Raw genomic sequence first — 10,795 nt, forward strand, 5'->3', positions numbered from 1 at the left:
CTCAGTACGTGACACGGTGGGTCGCGCGAGTTCCACATGACGGGCGAGACTGACGGTATGGCCGAACTTGTAAACCTCCCGCCGCACGAGCGCCGCGGGACCGGGCAGCCGGTCGTGCTGGTGCACGGGATCGGGAGCCGGTGGCAGGTCTTCGACCCGATCCTCGACCTGGTCGCCCGCCGTCACGACGTACTCGCCGTCGACCTGCCGGGCTTCGGCGTCCGTCCGTCCGACCCGTCGGTGACGCCGGGTCCGGTCGGGTACGCCGAGTGGGTGGCGAAGTTCTGTGCCGAGCAGGGCATCGACCGGCCGCACGTGGTCGGCAACTCGATGGGCGGCGGGATCGCTCTGGAGATGGGCCGCCGCGGCACAGCCGGCCGGGTGACGGCCTTCTCGCCGGTCGGCTTCTGGGGCCGGCCCGGCGCGCGCTGGGCCCAGGCGATGGTGACCACCCTGCGCACCACCGCGAAGTACGGCGGACCGCTGACCGGGCCGGCGCTGGCGTTCGGTCCGACCCGGGCGGCGCTCGCGGCGACCTGCTACGGCCGGCCGAGCCAGCTGTCCAAGGAGGCGCTGCAGCTCGACGTGGACGGGCTGGCCCGGGCGACCTCGTTCGAGGACGCGCGGCGCAGCTTCGCCGGCTACGACCTGACGAGCGGCGCCGACCTCGGCCACCTCACCGACATCCCGGTCACAGTCGCGTGGGGCACCCGCGACGTACTCCTCACCTACCGCACCCAGAGCCGCCGCGCCCGGGCAGCGTTGCCCACCGCACGCCACCTCGACCTGCCCGGCTGCGGGCACATTCCCTTCAACGACGACCCGGCGCTGTGTGCCCGGGTCATCATCGAGGAGCAAGCATGAACAAGTTGGAGAGCCTCAACCCGGCCACCGACGAGGTGGTGGCGACGTACGACGTCGCCACCGACGAGCAGGTCTTCGCCGCGGTCGACCGCGCCCAGGAGACCGCGGAGTGGTGGCGCGGGATCGGATACGACGGCCGCAAGCAGCGGCTGCTGGCCTGGAGGCGCTACCTCGCCGCGCACAGCGACGAGCTGATCGACCTGATGCACCGCGAGAACGGCAAGCCGAAGCCGGACGCCACCCTGGAGCTGCTGCTCGCCCTCGAGCACACCGCCTGGAGCGCCAAGCACGCCGGCAAGGTGCTCAAGCCCGAGAAGCGCCGGCCCGGGATGCTGTTCGCCAACTTCTCCGCGCGCACCGAGCACGTGCCGTACGGCGTGGTCGGCGTGATCGGTCCCTGGAACTACCCGGTCTACACGCCCAACGGCTCGATCGCGACCGCGCTCGCGGCCGGCAACACCGTGGTCTACAAGCCCAGCGAGCACACGCCCGCGATCGGCCAGTGGTACGCCGACGCCTATGCGCTGGCCAATCCGAGCGACCCGGACGGCGTGCTCACCGTCGTCCAGGGGTACGGCGCGACCGGAGCCGCGCTGTGCCGCTCCGGCGTCCAGAAGCTGGCCTTCACCGGCTCCGCGGCGACCGGCAAGAAGGTGATGGCTGCCTGTGCCGAGAACCTGGTGCCGGTGGTGATGGAGCTCGGCGGCAAGGACGCCGCGATCGTGGCCGCCGACGCCGACCTGGCCAAGGCGGCCGAGCTGGTCGCATGGGGCGCCGCGTCCAACGGCGGCCAGACCTGCGCCGGCGTGGAGCGGGTGTACGTCGAGGAGGAGGTCCGCGACGAGTTCCTCGGCCTGCTGACCAAGGAGTTCGCGAACGTCAAGCCGGGCAGCGGCCCGGGGGCGTCGTACGGACCGATGACGATGCCCAGCCAGCTCGAGGTGGTCCGCAAGCACGTCGAGGACGCGATCGGCAGCGGCGGCCAGCCGGTGCTCGGCGGGCTGTCGTCGGTCGGCGACCGGTACGTCGAGCCGGTCGTGCTCGTCGACGTACCGGAGGACTCGCTGGCGATCCAGGAGGAGACCTTCGGGCCGACGGTCACGGTGACCACGGTGCGCGACCTGGACGAGGCGGTCCGGCTGTCCAACGCGGTGAACTTCGGGCTCGGCGCCTCGGTGTTCTCCAAGCGCCGCGGTCCCGAGATCGCGGAGCGGCTCGACACCGGCATGGTCTCGGTCAACTCGGTGCTCGGCTTCGCGGGCATGGGGGCGCTGCCGTTCGGCGGTCGCGCCGACAGCGGCTTCGGCCGGATCCACGGGCCCGAGGGCCTGCGCGAGTTCACCCGGCCACGCAGCGTCGCGGTGCAGCGATTCGCGCTGCCGGGCCTGAACCTGACCAGCTTCAACCGCTCCAAGACCATCGACAGGCTGCTGCCGCGGATGCTGCGGCTGCTCCACAAGAGGTGACCGCGGAGTGACCAGGATCGGCATCATTGGGGCCGGCTTCGGCGGCCTCGCGGCCGCGATCGAGCTCAAGCGCGTCGGCCACGACGACATCGTGATCTTCGAGAAGGCCGACGAGGTCGGCGGCGTCTGGCGGGAGAACACCTACCCGGGCGCCGCCTGCGACGTCCCGTCGCCGTTCTACTCGTTCTCCTTTGAGCCGAACCCGCACTGGCCGAAGCGGTTCTCCCCGCAGCCGGTGATCCTGGGGTACCTCAAGGACGTCGCCGACAAGTACGACGTGCGCCGGCACATCCGGTTCGGCGTCGAGGTCGCGGCTGCCGAGTACGACGAAGCGGGTGGCCGCTGGTCGGTGACGCTCGGCGACGGCACGGTCGAGGAGGTCGACGTGCTCGTGCCCGCGGTCGGCCAGTTGTCCCGGCCGCGGTGGCCGGCGGTGCCCGGGCGGGAGCGGTTCGCCGGCCCGTCCTTCCACTCCGCCGAGTGGGACCACACCGTCGATCTCGCCGGCAAGCGGGTCGCGGTGATCGGGACCGGCGCCAGCGCGGCCCAGTTCATCCCGGCGATCCAGCCGGAAGTCGGGCAGCTGACCGTCTTCCAGCGCAGCGCGCCGTACATCCTGCCGCGCCCGGACACGACGTACGCCGGGCTCCACAAGCGGATCTTCGACAGGGTCCCGGCCACCCAGCTGACCGAGCGGGTCGGCTGGTACGCCTTCGTGGAGTCGCTCAGCGTCGCCTGGGTCTACGCCAAGCCGCTGGCAGCCGCGATCACCCGGGCAAGCCGGCTGCACATGAAGCGGCAGACCGGGTCGGCCGAGCTGTTCGAGAAGGTGTGGCCGGACTACCCGGCCGGCTGCAAGCGGATCCTGTTCTCCAGCGACTACCTGCCGGCGCTGGCCCAGAAGAACGTCGACGTGGTCACCGGCGGCGTCACCGAGATCACCGAGACGGGCGTGGTGGCGGCCGACGGCGCCACCCACGACGTGGACGTGATCATCTATGGCACCGGCTTCACCGCGACCGACTTCCTGGCGCCGATGCAGATCCGCGGGCTGGCTGGCAAGGACCTGAACGAGCAGTGGAGCGAGGGCGCCCGCGCCTACTACGGCATGACCATCCCGCACTTCCCCAACCTGTTCCTGATGTACGGCCCGAACACCAACACCGGCGGCGGCTCGATCGTCTTCTTCCACGAGGTCCAGGCGGCGTACCTGCGCCGGTTCGTGGACCACCTGGTCGTCTCCGGCGCCCCGCTGGTGGTGCGCGACGAGGTCGAGCAGGAGTACGACGACCGGGTCCAGTCCGCGCTGGCCGACAGCGTCTGGTCCGCGTGTACGTCGTGGTACCGCGGCCCCAACGGTCGGGTCAGCACGAACTGGCCCTGGCTCGGCATCCAGTACAAGCAGCAGGCCAAGTTCGACCCGGCCGACTACGACCTAGTCCCCACCACCGCCAGCGGAGCTCCGGGTCGACACCAGCCTTCGCGAGCTCAGGCTGATGTCCACCCGGCCCGTGTTCACGCCCTGGAGCGCTGACCCGGCTCGTATTGACCCGTGAGAGCGCCGACCCGGCCCGTGTTCACAGAGACGCGTGAACACGGGCCGGGTCAGCGGATTGGTGCGTGAACCTGAGCCGGGTCAGCCCTACTGGCCCTGGCTCGGCATCCAGTACAAGCAGCAGGCCAAGTTCGACCCCGCCGACTACGACGTGGTGCCCACCGCCACCGCTGCCGCTGGTTGAGGAGGTTGCGCTGGCAGCCGTCCCGAAACCAAGGCCAGGCGGGCTCGCAAGTCAGTGGTGGCCATGTCGCCGACGCACATGATCAGAGGCGCTCCTCGCGCAACTCATCCAAGGCCGATTCGGTCGACTCCTCGACGGTCACCCGCTCGATCTCGCTGAATGGACGGCGTGTGCGGGCCGGCGTGATCTGGAGCTCGGCACTTCGTCCTGGCGGGACGCCGCTCTCACGCAGTTCGCGGCGCGCGATTCGCTTGCCCACGACCACTCCCTTCTACGGCCAACGCAGCGTAGGCCCGCGACGCGCAACCCGCCCAAAGGGTTTCGGTCGCGGGCTTCGCCGCCGCCTACCGACCGCAAACCACGTCGCGGCGCGGTAGGCGGCCGCTGGCGAGGTAGGAGTTGACGGTGGCGTCGGCGCAGGCGTTGCCGTACTCGGCGTACACGCCGTGATGGTTGCCCGGCACGGAGACGACCCGGCTGCGGCTGCTCAGTGCGTCGCGCAGCTCCGCCGCGTTGGGGTAGATCGTGCGCGGGTCGCCGGTCGAGGCCACGATCAGCGCCGAGACGTTGGTGTCGACCCTGGTCAGCGGCTCGCGCGGCGCGGTCGGCCAGAAGTCGCACGGGTTGACGTTATGGACCAGCGGCGCGGCGAACGGCAGTCGCGCGCGCTCGCCCTCGATCCGGCGCCACATCTGCTCGACGTCGCCACCGGGCTGAGCCGAGTCGCCGCAGATGATGGCGGCTTGGACGCTGGCCAGCGCCGACTCGGAGTCGGTCAGCATGAACTCCAGCATCGCCGAAAGCTCATCGGTCGGTTCGGCGGCGCCCTGGCCGACGGCGTCGACGAAGACCCGGGTCGCCCGGGCCAGCACGTCCCGCGGACCATTGAGGTCGCTGCCGAGGAGCGCGAAGTAGAGCGTCGGCAGGAAGTCGGCGCCGACCCGGTACTCGCCGATCCGCAGCGGCCGCTCGGCTGCTGCCGCGATGGTTGCGTGTACGGCGGTCAGCACGTCGGCCTGCGTGTCGCCGAGGTGGTACGTCGCATCCCGCTCCGCCGCCCAGCCTGCCCACGCGGCGAGGGCCTCCTCGTTGGCGGGGCCGGACTGCTCGAGCAGCCGCGCGGAGTAGCTGTCCGGGTCGATCGGCCCGTCGAGCACGAACCGGTCCACGCGCCGCGGGAACAGCTCGGCGTACACCGCGCCGAGGTAGCTGCCGTAGGAGTAGCCGAGGTAGGAGAGCTTCCGCTCGCCGAGTACGGCGCGGATCAGGTCCATGTCGCGGGCGGTGTTGCGGGTGGTCACGAACGGCAGTACGTCGGCCTCGGTCCGGCCGCAGCGCTCGGCGAGGTCGCGGGAGATCCCGACCGCGTGCTCGAACCCTGCGCGGTCCACGCCGGCGGACATGATCATGCTGCCGACCGGCCAGCCGCAGTCGAGCGGCGTGCTGCGGCCCACGAACCGCGGGTCCATGCCGATCAGGTCGTAGCGCTCGGCCACCCGGCCCATCGCCTGGCTGATCGAGAGCGGCATGTCCACGGCGGTACCGGCGGGCCCGCCGCTGTTGAGGAACAGTGCGCCGACCCGGTGCCGCCGGTCGGATCCTTCGAGCCGCGAGATGGCCACCGTCATGGTCCGCCCGTCGGGGTTCGCGTAGTCCACGGGCACGGTGATGTCGGCGCATCGGGCGCCGGCGGCGTCCAGCTCCTTGCCGACCTCATCGTCGGGGCCGAGCTGACACTTGGTCCAGTTGACGTGCTGGTGCACGAAGCGGTCCAGGCCGCTGCGGGGCTGGGTGGCGCCGGCAGCGGGTGCGGCCACGGCGGCGAGGGCTAGGGCGGTGGTCAGGGCCAGGATTCGAGTGGGAGGTCTCATGTCTCCAGCCCACCAGCGCGCGCCGGTCGCGTCAGTGGGCCCAGCAGGAGTCTGCTGGTAGGGCTGACCCCACCATTTGCCGGCAGCCGGGTCAGGCGGCCGGGGCGAGCGTCTGCCCACAGCGCGGGCAGTGCCGCCGCGCGCACCGGTCCAACCACTGACCGCAGCCGCAGACGCGGGCCCGGCCGGGCGTGGTCGGGTCGGCCGTACGCCGGGCCACCCTGGTCCGCTGCATCGTGATCTCGTTCATCGCTGCCACCACCTTCGGGTGTCGGGCCGCCGTTGCGGTGGCCGTCTGAAGGTAGGAGCGGCGGACGGCCCGGATCCCAACAACTTTCTTGCAGCGAGCTACATGCCGGCGCGGGTGGCGGCGTAGAAGGCCTGCAGGCGCCGAATCAGCACCGAGATGCCGGCGGCCGGGTCCTCAGCGTCGGTGGCGTCGAGGGTCCAGTCGGCGACGATGTCGAAGAGGCCGCCGATCAGGCCGATCGCGATGTCGTGGTGCCGGGAGGTGATGGTCTCGCCGAACCGAGCCCAGTGGCTCTCGATGAAGGCGACGGCGGCCCGGCGGTTGCCACGGCGCTGGCGCTCGGCGGCCGGGGTGATCGCGCTGCCCTCGCCGAACGAGACCTTCGCGATCCTGATGTCATCGACGAAGGCGTGCGCGAACTCCTCGATCAGCCGGCGCGAGCCGGTGGTCTCGTCGTCCTCGTCGGTGACGGTGTCGGCGAGCCGGGCGAAGGTGCTGTCGGTGATCCGCTGCAGCAGACCCGCGTAGAGGTCCTCGCGACTCTGGAACGTCTCGTAGAACGCCTTCGTGCCGACGTACGCCTGCTGGCAGAGCTGCTCGATCGTGGTGCCGGCGAAACCCTGTCTGGCGAAGAGCTCGAGAGCCGCCTCGAGCAGCGCCTCTCGGCGCTGCTCTCGGCGTTGCTCGGCGTCCAGGCCGCGGATCCGGCGCGGTCGCTGAACGGGGGTGCGAGGGGTGGTGGTCATAGGCGACCGAGGCTACTCGGCGCGCTCAGCCCAGCCACGGGATCGGCACGCACCAGAAGTTCCGGGCGTTGGCCGGGTCGAGCTCGTTCTTGATGATGTTGGCGACGTTCGGTGACCAGGCCACGCCGAGGTGACCGGAGAAATCCCACCCGCAGCTGTCCTGCAGCACGATGTTCTTGGTGTTGGCCCGGGCCGGCAGCCGGCCGCTGGTGTACGGCGTCACGATCTCGTCGTACCTGGTCATGATGCTGGTGTACGTCGGTCCGTCGACGGCCAGTCCACCGGTGCCGTTGAGCTTCTGGAAGAACGGCGAGTTGACCGAGAACTCCGCGCACGCCGGGCAGCCGCCGGCCGTCAGGACCGGGCCGAGGCCGAGCAGGTCTGACAGCGTGGTCAGCCCGTTCAGCGTGGTGCCGGCGAGGTTGGAGCCGAAGCCGACCCACCGCTTGACCTTGTCCGCGCCGCCGTTGAACTTGATGTAGTACGCCGACACCGTGGTGCCCTCGGAGTGGCCCACCATGCTGACCTTCGTGGCGCCGGTCGCGGCCAGCACCTTGTCGACGAAGACGGCGGTCTCGCCCGCGCTGTTCGGCATCGAGTCGAGGCCGCCGACGAACTCGCTGTAGTAGGTGGTGCCGTAGGTGAACGAGTAGACGCAGTAGCCGGCCGACTTCAGGGTCGGGCCGAGCAGCGCGAAGTTGAGGTCCCCGCTGGCGCCGAGCCCGTGCATCAGCACGACCGGCTCGGGGTGCGCGGCGCTCGGCTTGCAGCTCCAGTCGTTGTATCCCGAGCTGGGCGCCGCCTGTGCGGCGGGAGCCGGGACCACGGCCAGCCCTACGACAGTGAGGGTGGCGAAGACGAGCCGGATGACTCCGGTCCGGATGGCGTTAGCGGACATGCTGGCCCTCCCAAGCCTGCTGGGCCGCTCACGTCGTGTGGCGGCGGTCACCAATGGCAACACGATGACCAGTTAGTAACAAGGCATCTTGTTGGAACTGTGGAGGAGTTCCCACCGAGACCGAGCCCCGGCTGTGACAGCTCACACCGGCCGCCGGGAATGCGGGACCGGTCCGCGGGCCTTGAGGAGAGCGTGCTGACTACCCGTGAGATCCACCTAGCTTCCCGTCCGACGGGCCTGCCCGCCGCCGAGAACTTCACCCTCGTCGAGACCACGCTTCCGGCGCCGGCCGACGGCCAGCTCGTGGTGCACAACCTCTTCATGTCCGTCGACCCCTACATGCGGCCGCGGATGGACGACGTGAAGTCCTACATCCCGCCGTTCCAGATCGGCGCGGCGCTCGACGGCGGTGCGGTCGGCGAGGTCGTCGAGTCGGCGGCCGACGGCTTCGCGCCCGGCGACCTGGTCCTGCACGGCCTCGGCTGGCGCGAGCACGCGCTGCTCGACGCCGGCAAGGCCCGCCGGCTGGACCCGATCGAGGGTGTCTCGCCGTCGGTCTTCCTCGGCGCGCTCGGCATGACCGGGCTGACGGCGTACGTCGGGCTGATGGACATCGCGAGCTTCAAGCCGGGCGACGCGGTCTTCGTCTCCGGCGCGGCAGGGGCGGTCGGGAGCATCGCCGGCCAGCTGGCCCGGCTGCGTGGCGCCTCGCGCGTGGTCGGCAGCGCCGGCTCGCCGGAGAAGGTCGCCTACCTGACCGACGTACTCAAGTTCGACGCCGCCTTCAACTACCGGGACGGCCGGGTCTCGCAGCTGCTTGGTGAGGCCGCTCCGGACGGGATCGACGTCTACTTCGACAACGTCGGCGGCGACCACCTCGAGGCCGCGATCTCGTCGTTGAAGGTCAACGGCCGGATCGCGATGTGTGGCTCGATCGCGGGCTACAACGCGACCTCTCCGGTCCCGGGTCCCGCCAACACCGCCCTGTTCGTCGGCAAGCGGCTGACGATGAGGGGCTACATCGTCCTCGACCACGACGACCGCTTCGGCGACTTCGTCGCCGAGGTCGGACCGCGCTGGCCGCCGGTGACATCGTCGCCGACGAGACCGTGGTCGACGGCCTCGACAACGCGGTGGAGGCGTTCCGCGGCATGCTGCAGGGGCAGAACACCGGGAAGATGGTGGTCAGCCTCTGACCCGCTACCAGGGACTCGGCTGGTAGTCCTTCACGAAGCAGCCGTAGATGTCCTCGCCGGCCTCGCCCATCACGATCGGGTCGTAGACGCGGGCCGCGCCGTCGACCAGGTCGAGCGGCGCGTGCCAGCCCTCGGCGGCGATCCGGAGCTTCTCGTGGTGCGGCCGCTCGTCGGTGATCCAGCCGGTGTCGACGGCGGTCATCAGGATCTGGTCGGTCTCGAACATCTCGCCGGCGCTGGTCCGGGTCAGCATGTTGAGGGCCGCCTTGGCCATGTTGGTGTGCGGGTGCCCGGCGCCCTTGTAGCGGCGCGAGAACTGCCCCTCCATCGCCGAGACGTTGACGATGTACGCCCGTCGCGCGCCGTTCTGTACGGCGGCCCGCAGCGCCGGCCGGAGCCGGCTGTTGATGAGGAACGGCGCGATCGAGTTGCAGAACTGCACCTCGAGGAGCTCCAGCGGGTCCACCTCGTCGAGCACCTGGGTCCAGGAGTTGTTCTGCTGGATGTCGGGGATCAGGCCACCGGCATCGATCGCCGTTCCGGCCAGGTGCTGCTCGAGCGAGGCGCCGCCGGCCTTGAGCGCCAGCGCGGTCATCGACGCGGCGTTGTGGGCGGCCAGCGCGGCCTCGGCGGTCTCGCCCTCGTGGTGCGCCACAGCGGTGTCGGAGAGTGCGCCCGCGATCGCAGCCGGGTGCGCCTCGGAGATCCGGTCGAAGGTGACCATCTCCGGCAGCGCCTTGACGCCGTACGACTCCGGGCTCCCGAGCGGTGCGTTCTCGCCGTCGATGAGGTGTGAGTACGCCCCCGGCAGTCGGCGTACGGTCTGGCACGCGTTGTTGATGATGATGTCGAGCGGACCGTCGGCAGCGACGTCGTCGGTCAGCGCCACCACCTGGGTCGGGTCGCGCAGGTCGATGCCGACGATCTTGAGCCGGTGCAGCCAGTCGGCGCTGTCCTCCATGGCGGAGAAGCGGCGGACGGCGTCCTTCGGGAAGCGGGTGGTGATCGTGGTGTGCGCGCCGTCGCGGAGCAGCCGGAGGGCGATGTACATGCCGATCTTCGCGCGGCCGCCGGTCAGCAGCGCCCGGCGCCCGGTGAGGTCGGTGCGCTGGTCGCGCTTGGTGTGGGAGAACGCCGCGCACTTCGGGCAGAGCCAGTGGTAGAACGCGTCGACGAGGGTGAAGTCCTCCTTGCAGATGTAGCAGCCCCGGGCGGTGATCAGCTCACCCGCGAAGGCGCCCTGCGCGGTGGAGACCAGCGGGATGCCGGCGGTCTCGTCGTCGATCCGGAGCGCCGAGCCCGTCGCCGTGCTCTCGATGATCCGCTGGTCGTGCAGCTGCCGCTCCATGCGGATCTCGGCTCGGCGGGCCTTCTTGATCATCTTGTACATGTACGACGCGGCCCGCTTCACGGTTCGGATGTCGTCGTGTTCCGGCGGCAGCGTCGGCAGCTGGCCGAGCACCTTGAGCGTGATCGCCAGCTCGTCCGGGTCGATCCGGTCGAGTGGCTGCTCGGGTGCAGGTTCGTGCGTGCTCACCGAGTGATTCTAGGTTTGCCGGGCGGTCCGGGTGGCATCGGCGATGGCTGGGCAGTTTCGCAAGGTCCCCAGTGAAACCGTCCCTCCCCACGGGAAACTTCGCACGGGGTGGGACGGATTCACTGGGTACCTTGGGCGAGTTCGGGCGGTCAACGCAACAAGAGGTCTTGGATGGCCTCTGAGGGGCGAGCGTAGTCGAGGCGTTTGCGGGGCCTGTCGTTGAGTTCG

10 protein-coding genes and 1 pseudogene are annotated in these 10,795 nt (G+C 70.4%); 5 read left to right on the top strand and 6 right to left on the bottom strand.

Going from position 1 to position 10,795, the window contains the following annotated elements; all coding sequences use genetic code 11:
- Positions 1-57 precede the first annotated feature (57 nt).
- From DDV73_RS10330 to DDV73_RS29465, 4 genes are all read left to right on the top strand, one after another.
- Positions 58-864 (top strand): alpha/beta fold hydrolase, encoded by an 807-nt coding sequence (locus tag DDV73_RS10330; RefSeq protein ID WP_109507134.1) that lies wholly within the window; start codon positions 58-60, stop codon positions 862-864.
- Positions 861-2,330 carry an aldehyde dehydrogenase family protein gene (locus DDV73_RS10335; protein WP_109507135.1) on the top strand — a complete coding sequence of 490 codons (1,470 nt, stop codon included), beginning with the start codon at positions 861-863 and terminating at the stop codon, positions 2,328-2,330. The genes DDV73_RS10330 and DDV73_RS10335 overlap by 4 nt, the downstream gene beginning before the upstream one ends.
- A 7-nt stretch (positions 2,331-2,337) precedes the next feature.
- Positions 2,338-3,864 carry a flavin-containing monooxygenase gene (locus DDV73_RS10340; RefSeq protein WP_109507136.1) on the top strand — a complete coding sequence of 509 codons (1,527 nt, stop codon included), beginning with the start codon at positions 2,338-2,340 and terminating at the stop codon, positions 3,862-3,864.
- Positions 3,865-3,946: 82 nt separating this feature from the next.
- Positions 3,947-4,069 (top strand): hypothetical protein, encoded by a 123-nt coding sequence (locus DDV73_RS29465; RefSeq protein ID WP_276310110.1) that lies wholly within the window; start codon positions 3,947-3,949, stop codon positions 4,067-4,069.
- An 82-nt stretch (positions 4,070-4,151) separates the two neighbouring features.
- Here the strand turns inward: DDV73_RS29465 and DDV73_RS27870 are convergent, their stop codons facing one another.
- From DDV73_RS27870 to DDV73_RS10355, 5 genes are all read right to left on the bottom strand, one after another.
- Complete coding sequence (locus DDV73_RS27870; protein WP_154402704.1) at positions 4,152-4,328, bottom strand: hypothetical protein; 177 nt, start codon at positions 4,326-4,328, stop codon at positions 4,152-4,154.
- Positions 4,329-4,413: 85 nt separating this feature from the next.
- Complete coding sequence (locus DDV73_RS10345) at positions 4,414-5,940, bottom strand: alpha/beta fold hydrolase (RefSeq protein WP_109507137.1); 1,527 nt, start codon at positions 5,938-5,940, stop codon at positions 4,414-4,416.
- 91 nt (positions 5,941-6,031) lie between these two features.
- The gene (locus DDV73_RS27875) at positions 6,032-6,190 is read right to left on the bottom strand and encodes a hypothetical protein (protein WP_154402705.1); all 159 of its coding nucleotides are present in this window, start codon (positions 6,188-6,190) and stop codon (positions 6,032-6,034) included.
- Positions 6,191-6,288: 98 nt separating this feature from the next.
- Complete coding sequence (locus tag DDV73_RS10350) at positions 6,289-6,936, bottom strand: TetR/AcrR family transcriptional regulator (protein ID WP_109507138.1); 648 nt, start codon at positions 6,934-6,936, stop codon at positions 6,289-6,291.
- Between the two features lie 25 nt (positions 6,937-6,961).
- On the bottom strand, positions 6,962-7,834 hold the full coding sequence (locus DDV73_RS10355) for an esterase/lipase family protein (protein WP_109507139.1): 873 nt from the start codon (positions 7,832-7,834) through the stop codon (positions 6,962-6,964).
- 159 nt (positions 7,835-7,993) lie between these two features.
- On the opposite strand from DDV73_RS10355, the pseudogene DDV73_RS10360 reads away from it, so the two are divergent.
- A pseudogene (locus DDV73_RS10360) lies at positions 7,994-9,030 on the top strand (NADP-dependent oxidoreductase).
- A gap of 4 nt (positions 9,031-9,034) precedes the next feature.
- On the opposite strand, the gene DDV73_RS10365 reads toward DDV73_RS10360, so the two are convergent.
- Entirely contained in the window at positions 9,035-10,567 is a 1,533-nt protein-coding gene (locus tag DDV73_RS10365) for an SDR family NAD(P)-dependent oxidoreductase (protein WP_109507140.1), read from the bottom strand.
- Positions 10,568-10,795 lie beyond the last annotated feature (228 nt).

This window comes from Nocardioides speluncae (assembly GCF_003121585.1).
In the GTDB taxonomy this organism is placed as follows: Bacteria; Actinomycetota; Actinomycetes; order Propionibacteriales; family Nocardioidaceae; genus Nocardioides; species Nocardioides speluncae.